We start from the raw sequence: 21,922 nt of genomic DNA, 5'->3' as shown, positions 1-21,922 counted from the left end.
CACGGTAGAAAGGGAAAACGCGATTGGTCACCAACCATCGCTCCGCCGCCCGCGCCCGGCAATGCTTCGCCGCATGAGGAAAAACAATCCCCCGATAGGCACAATCAATAACCGCGGGCCGGCGAGGCGCGGCGGTCCGGGCCTTCGCGACCCGGCAGACCTCGGCGGGCTGGTGCGGCGAGCGTCGACGATCTGCTGGTCACGCCCGCTTCCCGGCTCTCGCCGGCACTGGCGCGCACGGCTTCCCGCTCGTCTCGGCGCGGCCGCCGTTCGTCCGTGATTCGGCTCCGGTCGTGCTCGAGCGGTTGCCAGGCCCCGATGCGAGCGAAGAAGATTTCCGGAGAATAGCCGAGTTCAGGGCGACGATACCGGATAATCGCGCCGGCTGAACCCTCGGCGGGCAACGGCGCCTGTTTGTCCTGCCGTTGCCGCCGGTCGACAGTGCGGGAGGACGTTATGCGGCGCGAAATGCCGGATTCCATTGTGGCCGAGGTGCCTTCCGCACCTCGCGGTCGGCGTTGACGGATGTTGATTCATTGCCTCGGGGCCGCCGCGGGCGGCGGCTATCCGCAGTGGAATTGCGCCTGCGCCGGGTGCGGCAAGGCCCGCGCGAAGCCGGAGCACGCGACGGCGCACGCCGGGATCGCGGTTTCCGGCGACGGAGAGCGGTGGTTCCTGTTCAACGCGACTCCCGACGTCCTCCACCAGATCGCGGCGGATCCCGTGCTGCATCCCGGTCCGGGCATCCGGGAGACACCGGTCGCCGGGGTCGTGCTGACCGACGCGGAATTCGACCACACCATCGGCCTGCTGATGCTGCGCGAGGAATCGTCGCTGACGGTGCACGGGACCTTTCCCGTGCTGGAGGCGCTGAACCTCTGGTTCCCGGTGCGGGAGCTGCTGAGCGACTACGCCGACATCTCCTGGTCCGAGGTCCGGACGGGCGAGCCGGTCGATCTGGACGACCGGGTGCGGGCGACCGCCTTCCTCACCGGTTCCAAAGCTCCCCGCTACGTGGGGAAATCCCAGCTCCGCGACCAGCCGGCGGAATGGGAGGTCGGCTATCGCCTGGAAGACAAGCTGACCGGCGGGATCGCGGTCTACGCGCCGACGGTGCCGCGGTGGGACGAGAAGTTCGAGCAGCAGGTGGCGTCGGCCGACTGCGTGTTCGTGGACGGCACGTTCTGGACGGACGACGAAATGTCCAAGACCGGCGCGGGAAACCGGACCGGCCGGTCGATGGGGCACCTGCCGGTCAGCGGGGACGGCGGATCGGCTCGCGCGCTCGCCGCGCTGCCCGCGAAGCGGAAGATCTACACGCACATCAACAACACGAATCCGATTCTCGACGAAGAGTCCCCGGAACGGCGCTGGGTGACGGACTTGGGCATCGAAATCGGCCGAGCCGGCTTGGAGGTGGAAGTATGAGCGTCAGGTCTGCCGAGGAGTTCGAAGCGTACCTGCGGTCCATCGGAGAGAAGCGGTACCACCATCTGCACCCGTTCAACGAGCGGATGCACGCGGGAGAGCTGTCCGAGGCGGAATTTCGCGGATGGGTGCGGAACCGCTTCTACTATCAGATGAATCTCCCGAAAAAGGACGCGTTCATCCTGACGAAGCTTCCCGGCCGGGACGACCGGCGCCGGTGGATCACCCGGATCACCGACCACGACGGCCGCACCGGCGACGAAGGCGGCCTCGAAAAGTGGGTCCGATTGGGGAAAGCAGTCGGCTTGAGCCGGGAAGAACTGTACGACGTGGACACCGTTCTGCCCGGCGTGCGGTTCGCGGTGGACGCGTACGTGGACTTCTGCCGCCAGAAGCCGTGGCTGGAGGCGGTCGCGTCAGCGCTGACGGAACTGTTCGCGCCGGATCTGCTCAGCCGGCGGATCACCGATGTCCGGCTCCATTACCCGTGGATCGCGGAGGAGGGGCTGGAGTACTTCCGCGCCCGGCTCACTCAGCAGCCCAAGGACATCGCGCACCTGCTCGAATTGGTGGTCGAAAACGCGAAGACCGAGCAGCAGCAGGAAGCGTGCGCCCGGGCCCTGGAGTTCAAGTGCGACGTGCTCTGGAGCCTGCTGGACGCCGTGGAACTCGCCTACCGCAAGAGTTCGTGATGAACGATTCCGAATTGGCCGCCGTGCCGAAGCTGGCGACGAAAGCGATGCTCAAGCACGACAACGTCCGGGACGTCGAATTGCTCCTGTTGCCCGAACGTGTGGTGCTGCTGAACAAATCCGGGGCGGCGATACTGGGGCTGTGCGACGGCAGCCGGACCGTGCGGCAGGTGGTCGACCAGCTCGAACGCGATTTCCAGGCCGCCGATCTCGCGAACGACGTGATGAAATTCCTGCACGACGCGCGAGGCCGCGGCTGGGTGGTGGTCGCATGAACGGCCTGCCGCAGCCCTATGGCCTGCTCGCCGAGGTCACGCATCAGTGCCCGCTGCACTGCGTCTACTGCTCGAATCCGCTGAACCTGCTCGACCGGCGGGACGAGCTGGCCACCGAGGACTGGTTGCGGGTGATCCGCGAGGCCGCCGGGCTCGGTGTCGTGCAGGTGCACTTTTCCGGCGGCGAACCGCTGGTGCGCGGCGATCTGGAGACGCTCGTCGCCGAATGCCGCGGCCTCGGGCTGTACACGAACCTGATCACCAGCGGCCTCGGGCTGACGGAGAGCCGGGCGGAAGCCCTGGTCGCGGCCGGGCTCAACAGCGCCCAGCTGAGCATTCAGGGCGACGCCGCCGAGTCGACGAACCTGGTCGCGGCCAGCAAGCGGTTCGACAAGAAGGAGGCCGCCGCGCGCATCATCCGCGACGCCGGCCTGCCGTTGAACATGAACGTGGTGCTGCACCGGCTGAACCTCGACCGGCTCGACGCGATCATCGACATCTGCGCGGAATGGGGCGCCGAGCGGCTGGAACTGGCCAACAGCCAGTACTACGGCTGGGCGCTGCGCAACCGCGAGCGGCTGATGCCGAGCAAGGCCCAGCTGGACGACGCGGTCGCCGTGTACGAGCGCCGGAAGGCCGAACTGGGGGAGCGGATGGAACTCCTCTGGATTCTCCCGGACTACTACGAGCCCTACCCGAAGCCGTGCATGGGCGGATGGGCGCAGAACGCGCTGACCGTCGCACCGGACGGCACCGTGTACCCGTGTCCGGTGGCCGCCGAGATCACCACGATGGCCTTCTCCTCGGTCCGCGACCACGACCTGGAGTGGATCTGGACGAAATCCGAGGCGTTCCAGGCTTTCCGGGGAACGGCGTGGATGCCGGATCCGTGCCAGAGCTGTCCGCGCAAGGAAATCGACTTCGGCGGCTGCCGCTGCCAAGCGTTCGCGTTGACCGGCGACGCGGCGCGCACCGATCCGGTGTGCCAGCACTCGCCGGACCATCACCTGGTCCAGGACGCTCTGGTCCGGGCCAACCACAGCAACGGCGAAGCGGCGGACCTGGTTTACCGGCGTCCGGCGGTGCGGAGGCACTGACGGATGTCGCTGGCAGGCACCAAACTCACGGAGGACGAGGCGGCGGCGCGGTCCGCGACGGTCTCGCGCGTCCGGTACGAGGTGGAACTCGACCTGACGACCGGCGAGCACGAGTTCGCGACGACCACCGTCGTCCGCTTCCACGCGGAGCCTGGAGAGGTCTTCCTCGACTTTGCGGGAACAGCCGCGTCGGTGGAGTGCAATGGCCGTGAACTGGGGTCGGCGGCACAGGCCGGAACCCGCATCTGGCTGGTCGTGAGGCCGGGGGAGAACACGGTCCGCGTGGCCGGGACCGCTCCGTATTCGCGCACCGGCGAGGGCCTGCACCGTTTCCGAGACCCGCTCGACGGGCAGGTCTACCTGCACACCAAGTTCGAGCCGTTCGCGGCGCACACCGTCTTCGCCTGTTTCGACCAGCCGGATCTGAAAGCGACGGTCGGCATGACCGTGACCGCGGAGGATCACTGGACGGTGGTCGCCAACACCGACCCGGACAAGCTGGTGCCGCTGGAGGGCGACCGCACCAGTTGGCGTTTCGCGCGCACACCGCCGCTGCCGACCTATTTGGTGGCCTTCGCCGCCGGCCCGTTCCGCCGCGTCCAAGCCCTGCACGACGGACTGCCGCTGGCCCTCTATGCGCGGAACTCCCTCTACTGCGCATTGACCCGCCAGGCACCTGAGCTCTTCGAGGTGATCAGCCGCGGGCTCGACTTCTACCGCGGGCTGTTCGACCTGCCGTACCCGTTCGCCAAGTACGACCACGTTTTCGCTCCCGAGTACGCGTTCGGCGGCATGGAGCACCCGGGCTGTGTCACGCTCAACGAGCGGTTTCTGTTCCGGCACCGGGTCACCGAGGACACGCGGCGAAGGCGAGCCGAACTGCTGACGCACGAGATGGCGCACATGTGGTTCGGCGATTACGTCACGATGCGCTGGTGGGACGATCTGTGGCTGAACGAGGCGTTCGCGACCATGATGTCGGTCGTCGCGCAGCCTGAAGCGACGCGGTACGGCGAAGGCTGGACCGGCTTCGCGCATCACAACCTGCCCCTCGCCCGGCACGCCGACCAGTTGCCGACGAGCCACGCGATCCGGGCGGCGACGCCCGACACCGACGCGGCGCGCTCGAACTTCGGCCCGATCGTGTACCGGAAAGGCGCCGCGGTCCTGCACGAGCTGGCGGAGCGGCTGGGCTGGGACTCGTTTGTCGCGGGCGTGCGGATCTACCTGCGGACGCACGCGTGGGGCAACGCCGGTCTCGGAGACTTCGCGGCCGCGCTGCAGCGAGCTTCCGGCGAAGACGTCGGCCGGTGGGTGGACGAATGGCTGTTGAGCAGCGGCGTCAATACCGTCGAAATGGTCCGGGACCGGCTTGTCCAGCACGCGGATGTTCCGCCGCGGCGGCTGAACCTCCGGGTCGCCGCGTTCGACGACCGCGAGGGCGAGCTGGTGCTGCGGCGGCGCGCGCACGTTTCGCTCGATTCGGCCGAGTGCGAGCTGACCGGCTTCGGCGACGCGGATCTGGTGGTGCCCAACGACGATGCGGTGAGCCACGTCAAGGTCCGGCTAGACGCCCGGTCCCGGCAGAAGGCGCTGGCGAGCTTGTCCGCGGTGGACGATCAGCGGGTGCGGGCGGTCGTCTGGGGAGCGTTGTGGGACGAAGTGCTCGACGCGCGCTTGCCGGCGCGGAGCTACGCCTCGGCCGTTCTCGCGCACGGGCCGGGGGAGAGCGATGCCGGGATACTGGAAGCGCTGCTGGATCGCGCGGTGCGGGCGGTCCGTGTTTACGGGGATCCGTCCCGCCGCACGGAGATGCTGGCAACGCTGGCGCACCAGGTGCGAACACTGCTGGCCGCCGCAGCTCCGGGCAGCGATCGCCAACTGGTCTTCGCCCGCGCTCTGGTCGGCGTCGTCCCGGCCGAGGAACACCGTCTGCTGACCGAAATCGCGTACGGCCGATCCCCGTGGGCGGACCTGGAAGTGGACCGGGATCTGCGCTGGCGCGCGGTGTTCCGCCTCGCGTCGACAGGGCAAGACCTCGACGGATGCCTGGATGTCGCGGTGGAGGCGGATCCCGGTGACAGCGGCCGCCGGAACGCCTTGACCGCGGAGGCCGCCCGGTCCGCGGCGGCAGCCAAGGAAACAGGCTGGCAGCGGCTGTTCAACGGCGAATTCTCGCTCGCCGAGCGGAAAGCCGTCATGGCGGGCCTGTCGCAACCCGGGCAAGAGGAACTGCTCACACCGTATGCGGACCGCTACCTGAGGGCGCTGGAAAGCATGCAGAGTACCGTCGAACCGGAATTCGCGGTGGCCTTCGCCCGCGCGCTCTATCCCCATTTCACCACTGCTGAGCAGAGCGTGCTGGCGGGCACCGACCGCTTGCTGGAAAGCACGCCGTTGCCGCAGAACGTGGTGAAGGTTCTCCGTGAGGAGCGTACTGAACTGCTGATCATGCGTGCGGCGCGAGCGTGCGACGCGGCGCATCGAACGAGGTGAATGGAAGGCGCAAGGCTTCAGCCGCGTGGGCAGACTGAAGCCTTGCGCCGGCTGAAGTGGCTGTCAGCCTCGGTAGAAGTAACCAGTGGCTTCAGCGCAAACCTCGACGACCGTGTACTCCGGCGTTTCCCACTTCACGTTATTTCCTCCTGTAGAAGGATTCCGGGCGAGTGCTTCGCCGGGAAGCATCTGCGATGCGGCGCGAGTGCGGCCACCGATCTGAGCCGGACGGCCGGGAAATAGCGACAGGCGGCGGTTTCTCGGTGCCGAACGGGTTAAAATCCTTGTCCGCCACGGTGTTTCGTCGCTCGACGGCCGCCTGGACAAGCCGGAAAACCCCGCAGATGACGTACTGTGCACCGTTCGTCTTCGCAGCGGCTACGTTCGTTTCCCTCGGATTGACCGGACTCGCCGGCCAGTGCAGGCTCAGTGCACACCGCGGTCCCGTGACCGCGCGTCGCGCAGTCCGCGCACCGTCAGTGTTCTTTCCGCAGGCACAGTACGACGTATTCCGGAGCGAGAGGGGGAAATCGTGGTTCTTCCCTCAAAAATGCCTCAGCTCGCCGACCTCGATCTGCTGCTGTCCGTCGAACGCTACGGCAGCGTGGGAAAGGCGGCGCAGGCGCACAGCCTTTCCCAGCCCGCGGCAAGCATCCGGATCAGCGCCATGGAACGCAGGCTCGGCCTGCGGCTGCTCGAACGTTCCCCGACCGGGTCGAAGCTGACCGAGGAAGGGGAAATGCTCGCGAAGTACGCCCGCAACGTGATGCACGCGGCGCGGGAGCTGCTGGAGTTCGGCTCCGGTTCGTCCAGCGCGAGCCGGTTGCGGGTCGCGGGCAGCCCGGGCGTGTCCGAGCACCTGATCCCGGAATGGCTGAACCGGTCCGGGCTCTCGTTCGGCGAGGTGCGGGTGGAGGTGCGGACCGGCCGCGTCGACGAGCTGCGGCAGCTGATCCGGGCGGACCAGGCCGACGTCGCGTTCATCGACGGCTGGTGCCAGGCCGGAAGCCAGCTGCCGAAACAGTTCCGGGAAGGCCTGGTCACCCAGTACATCTGCGACGACAAGCTGGCCGTGGTCGTCGGGGCGGTGCATCCGTGGGCGAAGCGGCCCGGTCCGGTGACGGTGGAGGAGCTCGCCTCGGCCCAGCTGGTGGTGCGCGAGCGGGGATCCGGGCTCCGGGAGTTCACCGACGAACTGCTGGGTTCCGCGCGTGCTTCGCGAAGCTACGTCGAACTGCCCTCCAGCGCGGCGGTCAAGCAGGTGGTCGCCGCGGGAAGGCGGGTGACCGTGCTGAACATCTCCACCGTCCGCTCCGAAATCGCGGACGGCAGGCTGCGGCTGGTCCCGGTCGAACAGGAGATGCCGGCGAAGCCGATTTACGCGGCGTGGAGCGAACGCCGGGGATTGCCCGGACACGCGAAGGAGCTGGTCGAGATCGCGGCGGCGAAGGGCAGTCCCATGCCAGGCCCGCGGCCTGGCCCGAAAGTCACCAGTACAGGAGGAGTAACAATCGATGTCCACTCTTAACAAGATCGCTCGCATCATGGTCTCCGACCGGCGCGGAATCCTCGCCGCGGACGAGAGCATCGGGACGATGTCCTCCCGGCTCGAAGGGGTGGGCGTCGAAGCGACCGAGGAGAACCGGCGCGTGTACCGGGAGCTGATCGTCACTACCCCGAAGCTCCCGGAATCGGTCAGCGGCATCATCCTCGCCGACGAGACGTTCCACCAGAAGCTGTCGAACGGCCAGACGTTCCCGCAGTTTCTCGCCGACCGCGGCATCCTCGCCGGGATCAAGGTCGACACCGGGGCGAAGCCGCTGGCGGGCGCACCGGGCGAGAACGTGACCGAAGGGCTCGACGGGTTGCGCGATCGCGTGAAGAACTACGCGGCGCTCGGGGCGACCTTCGCCAAGTGGCGCGCGACGATCACGATCGGCGACGGTCTGCCGTCGGACCGCGCGGTGCGGGCCAACGTGCACGCGCTGGCCCGGTATGCCGGTCTGTGCCAGGAAGGCGGCATCGTGCCGATCGTCGAGCCCGAGGTGCTGATGGACGGTTCCCACTCGCTGGCGAAGTGCAAGCAGGTCACGACGTCCGTCCTGCGCTCGCTGTTCGACGAGCTGAGCCTGATGCAGGTGCAGCTCGACGGGATCGTCCTCAAACCCAACATGGTGGTCGCCGGCAAGGACTGCCCGGAGCAGCCGTCGGTCGAAGAGGTCGCGAAGGCCACTGTGGACGCTCTGCGGGAGACGGTGCCGTCGTTCGTGCCGGGCATCGCTTTCCTGTCCGGCGGGCAAAGCCCGGAAAAGGCGACCGAGCACCTCGCGGCGATGCAGAAGCTCGACCCGCTTCCGTGGGAGCTGACCTACTCGTTCGGACGGGCGCTGGTCGGGCCGGCGCTGGAGACCTGGCGAGGCGACGAGAGTAAGCGGGAAGCCGCTCAGAAGGCGCTGTCGGACCGTGCGGTGGCGAACGCCGCGGCTCGCTGACCGCCCGACGAGAAGACCCGGCCCGTGCGAGCCGCGGCCCGCACCGGCCGGGCCGGGTCGAAGAAACCTGCCCGTTCGCGCACAGGGATGGAAGTCTATGAAGAGTCAGGAATGGGGCCTTGCTGCCGCGGCGGCTGTCCGGCGCCCGGACGACGCCCTTGCCCTCGAACTCGTGCGCGGCGCCGAGGCCGCCGCGCTCGCGGCCGGACGATGGGCCGGGCACAGCGACGACAGCGCGAAACTGGCCGCCATAGACGCGATGCACACGTCGCTGCGCTCGGTGGCGATGGACGGCGTAGTGGTGCTCGGGGTGGGCACGCAGGACGATTTTCCCGCCCTCTTCCACGGCGCGGAGGTGGGCACCGGCGAAGGCCCGGTGTGCGATATCGCGATCAGCATCGGCGATGGCGCGCTGTCGGAGGCCAGGGATGTGCCCCGCGCACTGACCGCGGTGGCGGTCAGCGCGCGCGGCGCGATGGCCGACCTGGCTCCGCAGCGCAGCATGGAGAAGCTGGCGGTCGGCCCCGGCCTCGCGGACGTCGTCGACATCACCCGCCCGGTGGCGGAGAATCTGCGGAGGATCGCCGGGGCGAAAGGGACGCGGGTGTCGGAGGTCGTCGTCGCGACGCTCAATCGACGCCGGCACGTGGAACTCGCTCGCGAAATCCAGGATGCTGGCGCGCGGGTCCACTTGGTGGAGGGCGGCGAGATCGCGGGCGCTGTCGCCGCGGCGCGGCCGGAGCATCCGGTCGACGTGTTCCTGTGCACCGGGAACGCCGTGGAAGGAGTCGTCGCTGCCGCCGCGTTGTCCTGCCTCGGCGGATCGATGCAGGCGCGGCTGGTGCCCGAAGGTCCCGCGGAGCAGCCGGCCGCGATTCTTCGCACCGAGGACCTGGTGGGCAAGGAGAGCGTGGTGTTCTGTGCCTCCGGGGTGACCACCAGCGAACTGCTGCGCGGCATCCGGAACGACGGCGAGGGCTGCACGACCACGCGGTCCCTCGTGCTGTGCTCGGATCCGGACACTGTGCGGACGATCCAGTCCGAACACCGGTATGTCCGGGAGCGCGGCCGTGGGTGAGGCCGAGCCTCTGCTCGCGCGCTACCGCGGGCTGATCTGCGACCTCGACGGCGTGGTGTACCGCGGGGCTTCCGCTGTCCCGCGCGCGGTCGAGACCCTGAACGAGGCGGCCGAACGCGGACTGCCGGTCGTCTTCGCGACGAACAACGCGTCCCGTCCGCCCGCGGACGTCGCTGATCACCTGCTTGAGCTGGGCCTCGCCGGGGACGGCTGGTCGGTGGTCACCAGTTCTCAGGCGGCGGCGGCGTATCTGGCCGAGCGGCTGGCTCCTCGCGCGCGAGTGTGCGCGGTCGGCGGCCCGGGCGTTGCCCATGCGCTGGCCGAAGCCGGATTGACGCCGGTCCGGGTCGCGGACTTGGCGGGCGCGCCAGTCGAGGCGGTCGTGCAGGGACTCGGCTACGACATCACGTGGCGCGAGCTCGCGGCTGTCGGCTACTTGGCGGAAGCCGGAGCTGCCTGGGTGGCCACGAACATCGACCGCACGCTCCCCACGCCGTGCGGGAAGGCTCCGGGCAACGGCGCGCTGGTCGCCTTGGTGCAGACCGCGACCAGCGCTTCCCCGCACGTGGTCGGAAAGCCGAAGGCGGCCTTGTTCGACCTGGCTCGCGCTCGGCTGGGCAGTGCTCCGCCGGACACCTTGGTGTGCGGGGACTTGCTGGGCACCGACATCGAGGGGGCGAACGCCGCCGGCCTTGACTCGCTTTTCGTGCTGAGCGGATCCTCCCGGCTCCGCGATCTGGCTTTCGCGCAGCGGCGTTCCCGTCCGACGTATGTCGCTGCCGACGTGAGCGGGCTGCTCGCTCCCGCGCTGCCGCTGCGGATCGCCTCGGCCGAGTGCATCGCCGGTTTCGGGCCGGATGGCGTCCCGTCCTTGCCGAGCGTCGCCGACAACGGCCGTTTGCTCCAGGCGGTCGTCGCCGGTGCGTGGGCGGCTCGCGATGGCGGCAGGGCGGTTTCCGGCGACGCGCGGCTGTGGGAGCGGATCGAACAGCAGCTTGGTGTCGCCGGTCCGGGGTGATCCGGGCGCGGCCGCCGAGAGGGAGCGCGCCCGCGCTCTGCTCGCTGACTGAGCGAGAAGATCGCTCCGCCGCTGTCCGGTTCCGGACAGCGGCGGACGATCATTTTCCGGGCAGGGCAGGCGGTTCGCCGGTGCGTTCGTACTCCGTCAGGAGGTCGATCCGGCGCTGGTGCCGTCCGCCCTCGAATTCGGCGGTGAGAAACGCGTCGACGATGCGCTCGGCCTCCTCGACGGTGTGCATCCGCGCGCCGATGCCGGCCAGCAGGGCGTTGTTGTGCTGGCGGGCCAGCCGGGCGGTGTCCTCGTTCCAGGCCAGTGCCGCGCGTGCGCCAGGCACTTTGTTGGCCGCGATCTGTTCCCCGTTGCCCGAACCGCCGATGACGATGCCGAGGCTGCCTTTGTCGGCGACGACGCGCCGCGCCGCCTCGACGCAGAACGGCGGATAGTCGTCGCCGGCGTCGTAGGCGGCGGGGCCGACGTCGGTCACTTCGTAGCCGAGGCCGGAAAGCCGTTCGGCGAAATGGTTCTTGAGTTCGAGTCCGGCGTGATCAGAGCCAAGATAGATTCGCACGGCGGCGAGTCTAGTGTCGGGCCCGGCGGATTGGCGGGAAACCTTTGCCGGACAGTCATTGGAATGCCTTATAGGCTGGTGCCAGGGTGTCGCTGCCGTCGCCGGGTCGTGCGCGGCCGCTCCCGCTCGTCGACGGCGGCGCACCGTTCGGCACCGGTTGCCGACCGCTGGTGCACCGCCGGTTGCTGCCGCCGTGTTAAGGCGAAGAAGCTGGATCGTGACCGGGAGATTTCGTGACGGTGTCGTCGAGATCGAGCGGTTTTCGGGAGCAGCCAGCAGAAGGAGAACGACATCATGTGGGAAACCCCGGAGTACACGGTCATCGAGGTGTGTGCTGAGGCCACCGGCTACTTCTACCGGCGCTGACAGCCCGGCCGCACCGGCCGTGTTCCGCGAATAGGCATGGGCGCGAGGTTCCGGACGCGGGACCTCGCGCCCATCTCCGAGCGCGCTCGATCCCCCTGGAGAGGCGGTCCCCGTGAATCTCGAATTTCTTCCGCTGGTGGCGCTCGCGTTCGGCCTCAGCCTGGACAATTTCCGCTCGTCGATCGCGATCGGAACCATTCCGTTCGGCTGGCGCCGAGCGGTGCAAGTCGCCCTGGTCTTCGGCCTCTGGGACGCGCTGGGCCCGCTGCTGGGCGGGGTCGCCGGCCGCTACCTCGGCGAATTCGTCGGCGACTGGGGCGAGTACGTCGGCGTGGCCGCGCTGGGGTTGTACGGCTTGTATTTCCTCGTCTCGGCGATCCGCAATCCCGAGACGGAAGCGGAAGACCTGGACCACCCGTGGGTGACGCTCTTCGGGCTGCCGTTTTCGCTCACCGTCGACAACTTCCTGGCCGGGGCCGGTCTGGGGATCGCCGGATTCTCTTTGGTGGTACCGATGTTCACGTTCGGCGCGATGACCGTGGTGCTGTCGCTCGCCGGGCTGTTCGTCGGCCGGATGGCCGCCAAGGTCATCCGGATCCGGGCGGATCTGCTCAGCGGCATCTCGCTCGTCGGCGCGGCGATCCTGTTGCCGCTCGCCTTCGACTGAGCGGCGGGGGAGGACCGCGATGCCCGAGAATCCCGATACTCACGTCTACCGCACCTACGACCAGGTCCTGGCCGGTTCCGGCCGGTCCGGCAGGCGGAATCCTCCGGTGGCGGGCGGGAAACCCGACGACTGGTGGCCGCACCGGCTCGATCTCAAGGCGCTGCACCGGAACGGGCCCGCGAGCGACCCGATGGGCGCGGATTTCGACTACGCGCAGCACTTCGCGACGCTCGATCTCGACGAACTCGCGCGGGACGTCGACGAGGTGCTGACGACCTCGCAGGAGTGGTGGCCCGCCGATTTCGGCCATTACGGGCCGCTGGTGCTGCGGATGGCCTGGCACGCCGCGGGAACTTACCGCGTCAGTGACGGCCGGGGCGGTGCCGGCACCGGAATGCAGCGCTTCGCTCCGTTGAATAGCTGGCCGGACAACCGGAATCTGGACAAGGCACGCCGGCTCCTGTGGCCGGTGAAACGCAAACACGGCCGCAAGATCTCCTGGGCGGACCTGATGGTGTTCGCGGGCAACCGGGCGCTGGAGTCCATGGGCTTCAGGACATTCGGGTTCGGAGGCGGCCGCGCGGATGTGTGGGAGCCCGACGAGACGTACTGGGGCCCGGAACGCAAGTGGCTGGCCGACGAACGCCACCACGGCCTGCACGAGCTCGAAGAGCCGTTGGCAGCCGAGGAAATGGGACTCGTCTACGTCGATCCGCAAGGCCCGGCCACCAATCCCGACCCCGTGCTGGCCGGTCGCGACATCCGCGAGACCTTCAAGCGGATGGGGCTGAACGACGAGGAAACCGTGGCGCTGATCGGCGGCGGGCACACCTTCGGCAAGACGCACGGCCCGGCGGACCCGAACACGACCGGCGGCCCCGAGCCCGAGGGCGCGCCGCTGGCCGCGCAAGGGCTTGGCTGGCTGGGCGGCAAGGGCGCGGACGCGGTGTCCAGCGGGCTGGAGGGCATGTGGACCCGCACCCCGGTCACCTGGGACCACACCTTTTTCGAGACCCTTTTCCAGTACAAGTGGGACGTCGAGCTCAGCCCGGCGGGCCTGTGGCAGTGGATCCCCAGCGACGGACAGGGGGAGGGCACCGTTCCGGATCCGTTCGACCCGGACGTGAAACACCATCCGGTCATGCTCACCACCGACCTCGCGTTGCAGGAGGACCGGATCTACGCGCCGATCGCGCGGCGGTTCCTCGAGCACCCGGAGGAGTTCGAGGACGCGTTCGCGCGCGCCTGGTTCAAGCTGACGCACATCGACCTGGGACCGATCGAGCGCTACCTGGGCCCGCTCGTCCCGGCGGAACGGATGATCTGGCAGGACCCGGTGCCGGAGGCGGACCACGAACTCGTGGACTCCGGCGACATCGGCGCGCTCAAAAGGGAAATCCTCGACTCCGGCCTGTCGGTCGCGCAGCTCGTTTCGACGGCGTGGGCGTCCGCGTCGACCTATCGGGACAGCGACAAACGCGGCGGGGCGAACGGCGCGCGGATCCGGCTGGAACCGCAGCGCGGCTGGCCGGTGAACGAACCTGAGCGGCTGGGCGTCGTCCTGCCGGCGCTGGAAGAGATCCAGCGGCGGTTCACCGCGTCCGCGCAAGGCGGCAAACGCGTCTCCCTGGCCGACCTGATCGTGCTCGGCGGATGCGCCGCGGTGGAACAAGCCGCGGCGGCGGGAGGCTGTCCGGTCGAGGTCCCGTTCCGGCCAGGGCGCACCGACGCGACCCAGGAATGGACCGACGTCGAGTCCTTCGGCGCATTGGAGCCGGCAGCGGACGGCTTCCGCAATTACCTGGGCAGCGGATACCGCATGGCCCCGGAGCACCTGCTGATCGACCGGGCGAGCCTGCTGACGCTGACCGCGCCGGAGATGACCGTGCTGGTCGGCGGATTGCGGGTCCTCGAAGCCAACCACGGAGGGTCCTCAGCCGGGGTGTTGACTGCGGCCCCGGGTTTTCTGACCAACGACTTCTTCGTCAACCTCCTGGACACGGGAACCGAGTGGGCGCCGCGCGGTGGCGGCTACGAAGGCCGGGACCGGGCGACCGGAGAGGCGAAGTGGACGGCGACCCGGGTCGATCTCGTCTTCGGCGCGAACGCCGAACTGAGGGCGATCGCCGAGGTCTACGCCGGCGACGACGCGCGCGGGAAGTTCGTCCGGGATTTCGCCGCTGCCTGGGCGAAAGTCATGGAACTCGGCCGGTTCGACCCGCGCTGAGGATCCTCTCGTGCTGAGGTCCGTGAAGGGCTCCTTGAGGGAATCTGGGTCCCGCAAGGAGCCCTTCACGACCCTCGCCGCCGATCTGACTCAGGGTTCCCCTCGCAGCCGTCAGCTGGAGCGGAGAAGCAACGCGGCCCCGTCGACGCTGCGCATCGCCGTAACGACGCCGCACGCCGCGCTGCTGAAAAACCCGATGTGTCCATTGTGGACCATTCCGGTGTGGTCCCGCGCACACGAGCGGTACCAGTCGGCGGGGGAACGGCGCCGATCCGCCCTTCGGTGGCAACGGATATCGGAACTCCGCTGCCCGGCGTAGGGTCGGATTTCGTTACCGGCTCGGGAATTTCCCCGGTCGATCCGGTAATCGATGCGGGTGCTTCGGGAAAACTGTCAGAAGGTTCACGTGTGCTGACGAGGAGGTGACGTCCGATGACCATTGCCGAAGAGCGAGAAGACCTCTTGGCGGAACTCAGCGGACAGAACAAGGCGACCATCGGTGCCGTGCTCGGCACGGGCTCGGTCGGCAAGGCGACCGAGCGTGCCGACGGCACGATGGAAGCGACCATCCGGATTCCGGAGGACGCGATGCAGTGGGAGCCGGGGATCCTGATCCTGCCGCACGGCGGCATCCTCGAGCTGACCATCATCAACGACGACAAGAACACGCACGCCTGCCTGCTCCCGAGCAACGGCGACCGGCAGTTCATCGGCCTGCTGAACCACTCCAAGGGCAGCGCGCGGCTCGAACTGGACGGCCCCGGCTGCTACTGGTACGGCTCGCCGGCCGGCAACGACGAGGGCAGGGGCCTGACCGGAGCCATCGTCGTCAGCGGCGAGGTGCCGCCGGAAGCCAAACTCGACCGACCCGCCCAGCCGCGGCCGTGAACAGGGAGGAACAGCCATGACCCTCGAATACGTCGACGCCGGCCGGGCGTTCAATCACAACAAGCTTTCCAACATGCCGCACCGCGCTCCGGACGTGACGAGCGGCATCAATTACGAGCGCATTCTTCAGGCGCGCAGCGAATCCCAGAACTGGATCACCTACTACGGCGCCTACGACGGCCAGCGGCACAGTCTGCTGGACCAGATCAACGCCGACAACGTCAAGAACCTGAAGGTCGCCTGGATCCACCAGGCGAGCGCGACCGGCGTGATCGCTTCCACCTCGACCTACGCGTTCGAGGCGTGCCCGATCGTCGTCGACGGCGTCATGTTCGTGACCGGCTGGGACGGCTGGCTCTGGGCGCTCGACGCGCGGACCGGCGAGCAGCTGTGGCGCTACAAGCACGCGATCCCGGTCGACGTGACGCTGTGCTGCGCGAACGTCAACCGCGGCTGCGCGGTCGCCAACGGCAAGGTCTACATGGTGACCCAGAACGCCCAGCTGGTGGCTCTCGACGCGACCAACGGCGAGAAGGTCTGGCAGAAGACCATCGGCGACGTGCGCGCGGGCGAGAGCGCTTCGATCGCCCCGCTCGTCATCAAGGACACTCTGATCACCGGTTCCGCCGGCGGCGAGTACGGGGTCCGCGGCCACATCGACTGCTGGGACCTCGAGACCGGCGAGCAGCGCTGGCGCACCTACACCGTCCCGAAGCCGGGCGAGCCCGGCTCGGAGACGTGGCCCGCAGACGGCGAGGCATGGCAGCGCGGCGGCGCGAACCACTGGGTCACCGGCACGTTCGACCCCGAGCTGAACCTCTACTACGCGGGCACCGGCAACCCGGCTCCCGACTTCGACGGCGAGGTCCGCGAGGGCGACAACCTCTACACCGACAGCGTGGTCGCGCTCGACGTCGACACCGGCGAGATCAAGTGGCACTACCAGTTCACCCCGCACGACCTGTGGGATTACGACTCCACGATGGAGATGACCCTCTTCGAGCGGGACGGCAAGAAGCTGCTGGCCCACTTCGACAAGAACGGGTACATGTTCGTCCTCGACCGCACCAACGGCGAACTGCAGCACGTCACCCCGTTCGTCGACCGGATCGACTGGGGCGTGATCACCCGCGACGGCAAGGTGACGCCGCGGAAGTACCCGGACAAGGAAGGCGAGCCCTGCCACTTCTTCCCCGGCCCGGCCGGTGCGAAGGAATGGACGCACGCGTCGTACAACCCGAACCACGACCTGTTCTACGTGCCGGTCGCCGATGTGGGCGCCACTGCCACGCGGCGCCGTCGCGAGTTCAAGGAAGGCATGCCCTACTGGGGCGCCGCCGTCGAGGTCGACATCGACAACATGGCCGGTTCGGTCAGCGCGTTCGACTCGCACGGCGAGGAGAAGTGGCGCTACCGGATGGATCTGCCGATGGCCGCGTCGACGCTCAGCACCGAAGGCAACGTGGTGTTCGCCGGCACGCCCGCCGGCGAGTTCATGGCGCTGCACGCCGAGACGGGCGAAAAGCTCTGGAGCTTCCAGTGCGGCAGCGGGCACCACAGCAGCCCGAGCACCTATTTCCTCGACGGAAAGCAGTACATCACGGTGCCGGTCGGCTGGGGCGGCTGGCTCGAAGGAATTGTGCCCGGCATGTCCGGCCAGGGGCACGGCGCCGCGGTGATCACCTTCTCGCTGTGACCGGAGAATCGGTGTCGGCGGGAGACTCCGGGAAAATTGCCGGGAGTTTCCGTTAGTGCCCGCCCGGTGCTCGAATCGCCCCGACGATTCGAGCACCGGGCGGGCTTTTTTCCGATAAGCAACGACCGGAAAGGTGAGCTGGAATGAGCCAGTCGTCGACGGCGAATCCGGAACCCGGAGTCGAACTGCTTTCCTGCTGGAATTGCGGGGAGGATTACCGGCGGGAGGACCGTGCGCGCCATACCGAACCGGTGCGGTGCGGGCCGTGCATCGTGTGCGCCGGAAAGCCGGCGTGCTGCAGTTGCCGTCTCATGTACTGCGTGTGCGAGGTGCACCGGTACCGCGGCTGAAGCGCCTCAGATCGCCAGCGCCCGCCGCACTGCCGGGGTGTTCCGCCGGGAAACCGGCACCATGGTCTGTTCCTGGTCGTCCATGACCAGGAACAGCTCGCCCTTGAACCGGCGTTCGACCTCGCGGATGCGGCTCAGGTTCACCACGTACTGGCGGTGCACTCGCAGGAAGCCGGCGTCGCCCAGTTCGGTTTCGAGCTTGTCGAGGCCGGGAGAGGCGGAGCGCAGCCGTCCCTGGTCGGTCGACAGCCACACGTCATTGCCGTCCGACTGGGCGAACGAGACTTCCGGAAGCCGCAGCAGCACCATGCGGTTTTCGCGGGTCGCGACCATCCGGTGCGGCTGCGCCCGCTGCGCGCCGTCCTCGCCGGACCGGGGCAAGGGAACCCCTTCGGACGTCCCGAAGGTGACCAGGTTGCCCAGCAGGTGCCCGGACAGGAACACCGGCCGGAAGCTGATCGGCATGGGTTCGGCGGCGAGCCTGGTGAAGATCTGCGTCGAGCCGAGCCAGTCGTGATTGCGCGTCGCCAGTTTCGCGGCATAGACGGAAGCCTGGATGAATTCCGGCAGTTCCGGTTTCCATCGCACGGCGGGATCGGGGGCGGGCGTCGAGCCGGGAATGCCGAGAAGCACGCTCGCTGTGTCGTCGGCGAGGACCACCCGCCCCGAAGGGTCGACCGCGGCGAGTGCGGCGCTCGAGCGCGCCCTGGCTTCATTGAAGGCGGCCATCAATTGCGCGCCGTCGTCTTGGGCTCGGCGGCGCAGAATGCGCTGGGTCATGGTGGCGGCGTTGCTGAGCCAAGCCCCGGCCGCGCCGGGAAGATCGCCGCGCCAGCACGAGATGTTGAGCACCGCGACCGATTCCCTGGTCACCACGTCCCGGATCGCGACTCCGGCGCAGTTCCATTCGTGGAACGCCTGGCACCAGTGTTCCGCGCCGCGGATCACCACCGGCGCGTAGGACATCAGCGCGGTGCCCATGCCATTCGTCCCGGTGGCGCCCTCGGACCAGCAGAACCACGGTGCCAGGTTGGCCTCGGCAGCGACGGTGCGGGTGGCCGGGTCGCCCCATTGGGCCAGGACCCGTCCGCTCGCGTCGGTGATGGTGACGATGCCGCCGCCTGCGTTCACCTCGTGCGCGAGCGCGGCGGCGCGGAAGCCGAGTTCCGCGATGACGACGTCGCGCTCCAGCGCCTGGTCGACTTCGGCGACGGCCACCGGAGCTTCGGTGAGCAGCGGATCGACCCGGAACTGGTCCCGGCACCGGTGCCAGGAGATCGCGACCTCGGGCCGCACGCCGCGGAGGTCGTCCTCGCCCCGGGCGAAACGTTCCCAGGCCTGGTACACCGTTGCTTCGCCACGGTTGCGTGCTGCCGCCTCGAGCCGGCGTACGTCCGCCATGTGAGACCGCCTTTGGTCCGGTGCCGATCCGAACGGGTGCGGCCCGGGTCGTCCGGGCGCTCACGGAAGCTAAGCTCCGGCTCGGCGCGGCGGCAAGCCGAGCGGGATGACTGCGGGCGAATGCCGGATGAACGGCGGCGGAACGAGAACGACCGGCGGTCGTCCGCGCACCAGCGGCGGACCGGCCCGTACCGCGTCCGCCTGCCCTACCCTTCGGAGTGCGCGGCGTGCGGCTTGACCTGGGCGGCGTCGCGCGGAACGATTTTCCGCCGACCGGCCACGAGCCGGGAACATCGTCCCGTATGACGGGAAATCCGGATCGCCCGCCCGCGGCGGGACAACGATCTTGTTTGTCTACAACATGGTGACCGGACGACGCGGACATGTCTTGTAATACCGCGCTACGCCGAGTTACGTTGGTTACCGCTGTCACAGCCCGGCGGTCCCTGGGACCCCGGTGCTCGAGGCGACGAGGAGGTCGCGATGACCGTGAGCGTGCCACCGTTGGCGATTGCACCGAGTGAGTCCGGCAGACGCGGCAATCTGGCGGGCGGCTCGCCGGAAACCTCGTCGTCAGCGAGAGAAGTGGCTCAGGCCTGGGAGAGCTTCGCCGCGGGCGAGGACATCGAAACCGGCGTTCGCCCGGAGATCCTGGCGTCGTGGTACCGGTGCCGGGACCGCTACGAGGTGGACCGGACGCTGGACGTCGCGCCGGGAGCGCGGGGCGACGACGTCCAGCGGCTCGACAACGGCGTCATCTTCACGACGCTCGGCGGCCTCGGCGCGCTGGCCGGTCGTGAAGTGGAGCAGGACGGCGCCGTGGTCACGGTCGCGGACGGCGACGGGCGCGTCCTCGGCGCGTGGGGCGACCCCAGCGCGCGGCGGCGGGCCGAACTGCACAATCTCGCCCCGTGGTCGTCCTGGTCGGAGCAGTGCACCGGCACGAACGGGATGGGCACTTCGCTGGAGGTGTCCGGTCCGGTGACCGTGACCGGGCCGGAACACTGGTGCGAAGCGTTCCACCGGTGGTCCTGCGCGGGCATTTCGATCCGCGACGTGGTGACCGGTTCGCCGGTCGCGTCGATCAACATCTCGCGGTGGAACGCGGCGTTGTCCGACCTGGTGCCCGCGTGGCTGACGAAGGCCGCCGCCTGCGTCGAGCAGGAGATCTACCGGCGCGCCATTTACGAGGCCGACAAAGTGATCTCCGAGTTCAACCGCAAATGCGATCAGGTCGCCGATCCGTTCCTGGCGATGGACCGCGGCGGCAACGTGATCGCGGCGAACGACGAGGCGGTGTCGCTGCTCGGGCTGACTCCCGAAAGCGGTATTTCACCGGGCGCGACCGAACCGGCGAAACGCTGGACCCCGGACATTTCCGGGCTTCCCGAAGTAGTGCGGTGGGCCAAGGAACGCGCTCAGGGGCCGGCTCGTTGGAGCGGCTACGCGTGCCTGCCCGTGAGCCCGGGAGAGGACGCTACCCCGGTGACCCTGCGGCCGGTCCTCGACTCGGACCACGTGGTGGGGATGCTGTGCCTGTTCGGGGTGCGGGAAGGCGAACCGTACGAGGAGCGCGCGGAAGCGGCGGTCGGCCCGTTGCCCCGGCGGATCGTCGGGATCCGCAACGAGCGGCTGGTGCTGCTCGCCCCGTCGGAGATCCGGTACGCCGAGGCCGACCGGAACATCGTGTGGCTGAACACGGAACGAGGACGGATCCAGGCCGCGACCCGGGGACTGGACAACATCGAGCGCTCGCTGCTCTCGTGCGGGTTCAGCCGGGTGCACCGGCGGTTCCTGGTGAACCTGCGCCGGGTGGCCGAGCTGGAACGCGGCATCAAAGGCGAGCTGTTCCTGATCATGGACCCGCGCTCGCACGAGTCGGTTCCCGTGTCGCGGAGGCAGGCTCCCGAACTGCGGAGGATGCTCGGCATCTGAGGTTCGCGGCCGCGCGGCGGGGCTCATCTCACGGTCCGTGCGGGAATCAGCGGCAATGTCAGGAACTTTGATGCTGCCCTCATGGGTGCGGTTTTGAGGCGCGCCCGCCCAGGCCGAGGGGGGTCGGCGGCAGGCTCTTGCCAGGCCAGGCCAGGCCAGGCCAGGCCCGGCCCGGCCCGGCACGAGCTGCGAGAGCGGGATCATCGTCCGTGAGGGCCTCCCTGAGGGAATCAGATTCCCTCAGGGAGGCCCTCACAGTCCCGCGCACCCGGTCACACGGGTATCAATCGGTCATTTCGCCGAGCTTGACGTCCTTTGTGGACAGTCGACAGGCGCGGTGCCGCGCGCTCAAGTTCCTGGTATGGGGAATCAGAGTCCGTGAGGGTTCCCCTCACGGACGACCAACCCCGCTCCTGCCGTCCGCCGGGGACGGCTCAGCGTGTGCTGGCTTGGGCTTGCCTGCGCAGCCCTTCCACGGCGCGGGCCGGATCGTCGGCCGCGTACACCGCCGAGCCGGCCACGAAGCAGTCGACACCGGCCTCCGCCGCCTGTTCGATCGTGTCGCCGTTGATGCCGCCGTCGATCTCCACCACCAGGTTCAGGTGCCCGGTGTCGACCAGCCGCCTCGCGGTGCGCACCTTGTCCAGGACCTCGGCGATGAACTTCTGCCCGCCGAACCCGGGTTCCACCGACATCACCAGCAGGGTGTCGTAGTGCTTGAGCACGTCCAGATACGGCTCCAGCGGGGTGCCCGGCTTGATCGCGAGCCCCGCTTTCGCCCTTGCCGCGCGCACGTTCTTCGCGAGCATGACCGGATCGTCCGCGGCTTCGACGTGCACCGTGACGTTGTAGGAACCCGCTTCCGCGTACCCGATCGCCCACCGGTCCGGGTTATCGATCATCAGGTGGCAGTCCACCGGGATGTCCGTCGTCGCCAGCAGCGACTGCACGACCGGCAGACCCAACGTCAGATTCGGCACGAAATGCGCGTCCATGACGTCGACGTGCAGCCAATCCGCACGTCCGTGCACGGCGGCCGCTTCGTCGGCGAGCCGCGCGAAATCGGCGGAGAGGATGGACGGCGCGATCAATGGTTTATTCGACACGAGACAAATCGTAATTTCGGTTCGCGGCCGGCGGGCATTGCTTGTGCGTATCGGGGGATTGCGTTTGCGCATGTGGCGCGCTGTTGCCGGAAACGGGCCCGCGAGGCGATGGTGGAACGGAGTTCATCGGCAATGGCGA

At 68.6% G+C, this 21,922-nt stretch carries 17 protein-coding genes; 14 read left to right on the top strand and 3 right to left on the bottom strand.

The features are described 5' to 3' along the window. The first annotated feature begins 525 nt into the window (after positions 1-525). The 9 genes from pqqB (at position 526) to H5411_RS41515 (ending at position 10,576) form a co-directional block, all read left to right on the top strand. Positions 526-1,428: a pyrroloquinoline quinone biosynthesis protein PqqB gene (gene pqqB / locus H5411_RS41555; protein ID WP_183127018.1), complete on the top strand. Its 903-nt coding sequence runs from the start codon at positions 526-528 to the stop codon at positions 1,426-1,428. Next, positions 1,425-2,120, top strand: a complete 696-nt coding sequence (gene pqqC, locus H5411_RS41550; RefSeq protein WP_183127016.1) for a pyrroloquinoline-quinone synthase PqqC — start codon at positions 1,425-1,427, stop codon at positions 2,118-2,120. Before pqqB ends, pqqC begins: the two co-directional genes overlap by 4 nt. Continuing rightward, complete coding sequence (pqqD, locus tag H5411_RS41545) at positions 2,120-2,395, top strand: pyrroloquinoline quinone biosynthesis peptide chaperone PqqD (protein ID WP_043832403.1); 276 nt, start codon at positions 2,120-2,122, stop codon at positions 2,393-2,395. The genes pqqC and pqqD overlap by 1 nt, the downstream gene beginning before the upstream one ends. Beyond that, positions 2,392-3,492, top strand: a complete 1,101-nt coding sequence (gene pqqE, locus H5411_RS41540) for a pyrroloquinoline quinone biosynthesis protein PqqE (RefSeq protein WP_183127014.1) — start codon at positions 2,392-2,394, stop codon at positions 3,490-3,492. Before pqqD ends, pqqE begins: the two co-directional genes overlap by 4 nt. A gap of 3 nt (positions 3,493-3,495) precedes the next feature. Continuing rightward, on the top strand, positions 3,496-5,988 hold the full coding sequence (gene pepN / locus H5411_RS41535; protein WP_183127013.1) for an aminopeptidase N: 2,493 nt from the start codon (positions 3,496-3,498) through the stop codon (positions 5,986-5,988). A 532-nt stretch (positions 5,989-6,520) separates the two neighbouring features. After that, entirely contained in the window at positions 6,521-7,516 is a 996-nt protein-coding gene (locus H5411_RS41530; protein ID WP_312878724.1) for a LysR family transcriptional regulator, read from the top strand. Continuing rightward, the gene (locus tag H5411_RS41525) at positions 7,503-8,480 is read left to right on the top strand and encodes a class I fructose-bisphosphate aldolase (RefSeq protein WP_183127011.1); all 978 of its coding nucleotides are present in this window, start codon (positions 7,503-7,505) and stop codon (positions 8,478-8,480) included. The genes H5411_RS41530 and H5411_RS41525 overlap by 14 nt, the downstream gene beginning before the upstream one ends. Positions 8,481-8,577: 97 nt before the next feature. Then, positions 8,578-9,558, top strand: a complete 981-nt coding sequence (locus tag H5411_RS41520; RefSeq protein ID WP_183127009.1) for a fructose-bisphosphatase class II — start codon at positions 8,578-8,580, stop codon at positions 9,556-9,558. Beyond that, entirely contained in the window at positions 9,551-10,576 is a 1,026-nt protein-coding gene (locus H5411_RS41515) for an HAD-IIA family hydrolase (protein WP_312878723.1), read from the top strand. Before H5411_RS41520 ends, H5411_RS41515 begins: the two co-directional genes overlap by 8 nt. Positions 10,577-10,676: 100 nt before the next feature. On the opposite strand, the gene H5411_RS41510 is transcribed toward H5411_RS41515, so the two are convergent. Further along, positions 10,677-11,147 (bottom strand): ribose-5-phosphate isomerase, encoded by a 471-nt coding sequence (locus H5411_RS41510; RefSeq protein WP_183127000.1) that lies wholly within the window; start codon positions 11,145-11,147, stop codon positions 10,677-10,679. Positions 11,148-11,625: 478 nt separating this feature from the next. On the opposite strand from H5411_RS41510, the gene H5411_RS41505 reads away from it, so the two are divergent. The 4 genes from H5411_RS41505 to H5411_RS41490 all read left to right on the top strand — a co-directional run bounded on the left by H5411_RS41505 (position 11,626) and on the right by H5411_RS41490 (position 16,991). Next, a complete protein-coding gene (locus tag H5411_RS41505; protein WP_183126998.1) occupies positions 11,626-12,180 on the top strand; it encodes a manganese efflux pump MntP in 555 nt (184 codons plus the stop codon). A gap of 19 nt (positions 12,181-12,199) precedes the next feature. Further along, on the top strand, positions 12,200-14,407 hold the full coding sequence (gene katG / locus H5411_RS41500) for a catalase/peroxidase HPI (protein WP_183126996.1): 2,208 nt from the start codon (positions 12,200-12,202) through the stop codon (positions 14,405-14,407). A 432-nt stretch (positions 14,408-14,839) separates the two neighbouring features. Next, the gene (locus H5411_RS41495; protein ID WP_183126994.1) at positions 14,840-15,295 is read left to right on the top strand and encodes an MSMEG_3727 family PQQ-associated protein; all 456 of its coding nucleotides are present in this window, start codon (positions 14,840-14,842) and stop codon (positions 15,293-15,295) included. A 16-nt stretch (positions 15,296-15,311) separates the two neighbouring features. After that, the gene (locus H5411_RS41490; protein WP_183126992.1) at positions 15,312-16,991 is read left to right on the top strand and encodes a PQQ-dependent dehydrogenase, methanol/ethanol family; all 1,680 of its coding nucleotides are present in this window, start codon (positions 15,312-15,314) and stop codon (positions 16,989-16,991) included. A 356-nt stretch (positions 16,992-17,347) separates the two neighbouring features. On the opposite strand, the gene H5411_RS41485 is transcribed toward H5411_RS41490, so the two are convergent. Beyond that, positions 17,348-18,742: a DNA-binding protein gene (locus H5411_RS41485; RefSeq protein WP_183126990.1), complete on the bottom strand. Its 1,395-nt coding sequence runs from the start codon at positions 18,740-18,742 to the stop codon at positions 17,348-17,350. Between the two features lie 483 nt (positions 18,743-19,225). Here H5411_RS41485 and H5411_RS41480 point away from each other — a divergent pair, with 483 nt between their 5' ends. Next, positions 19,226-20,677, top strand: coding sequence for a DNA-binding protein (locus H5411_RS41480; protein WP_183126989.1), 1,452 nt, complete (start codon positions 19,226-19,228; stop codon positions 20,675-20,677). Between the two features lie 434 nt (positions 20,678-21,111). Here the strand turns inward: H5411_RS41480 and rpe are convergent, their stop codons facing one another. After that, a complete protein-coding gene (gene rpe / locus H5411_RS41475) occupies positions 21,112-21,768 on the bottom strand; it encodes a ribulose-phosphate 3-epimerase (RefSeq protein WP_183127020.1) in 657 nt (218 codons plus the stop codon). Positions 21,769-21,922 lie beyond the last annotated feature (154 nt).

This window comes from Amycolatopsis echigonensis, assembly GCF_014174495.1.
Classification (GTDB): Bacteria; Actinomycetota; Actinomycetes; order Mycobacteriales; family Pseudonocardiaceae; genus Amycolatopsis; species Amycolatopsis echigonensis.
The sequence above is the reverse complement of the archived record's forward strand: the minus strand, read 5'-3'. Positions and strand labels throughout refer to the sequence as shown.

Excerpts from the sequence above, each read along its gene's own strand:
- pqqC (WP_183127016.1), top strand. The coding sequence starts at position 1,425 with ATGAGCGTCAGGTCTGCCGAGGAGTTCGAAGCGTACCTGCGGTCCATC.
- pepN (WP_183127013.1), top strand. The coding sequence starts at position 3,496 with ATGTCGCTGGCAGGCACCAAACTCACGGAGGACGAGGCGGCGGCGCGG.
- H5411_RS41485 (WP_183126990.1), bottom strand. The coding sequence starts at position 18,742 with ATGGCGGACGTACGCCGGCTCGAGGCGGCAGCACGCAACCGTGGCGAA.
- H5411_RS41525 (WP_183127011.1), top strand. The coding sequence starts at position 7,503 with ATGTCCACTCTTAACAAGATCGCTCGCATCATGGTCTCCGACCGGCGC.
- pqqB (WP_183127018.1), top strand. The coding sequence starts at position 526 with ATGTTGATTCATTGCCTCGGGGCCGCCGCGGGCGGCGGCTATCCGCAG.
- H5411_RS41480 (WP_183126989.1), top strand. The coding sequence starts at position 19,226 with ATGACCGTGAGCGTGCCACCGTTGGCGATTGCACCGAGTGAGTCCGGC.
- pqqE (WP_183127014.1), top strand. The coding sequence starts at position 2,392 with ATGAACGGCCTGCCGCAGCCCTATGGCCTGCTCGCCGAGGTCACGCAT.
- H5411_RS41490 (WP_183126992.1), top strand. The coding sequence starts at position 15,312 with ATGACCCTCGAATACGTCGACGCCGGCCGGGCGTTCAATCACAACAAG.
- katG (WP_183126996.1), top strand. The coding sequence starts at position 12,200 with ATGCCCGAGAATCCCGATACTCACGTCTACCGCACCTACGACCAGGTC.
- H5411_RS41520 (WP_183127009.1), top strand. The coding sequence starts at position 8,578 with ATGAAGAGTCAGGAATGGGGCCTTGCTGCCGCGGCGGCTGTCCGGCGC.
- pqqD (WP_043832403.1), top strand. The coding sequence starts at position 2,120 with ATGAACGATTCCGAATTGGCCGCCGTGCCGAAGCTGGCGACGAAAGCG.
- H5411_RS41495 (WP_183126994.1), top strand. The coding sequence starts at position 14,840 with ATGACCATTGCCGAAGAGCGAGAAGACCTCTTGGCGGAACTCAGCGGA.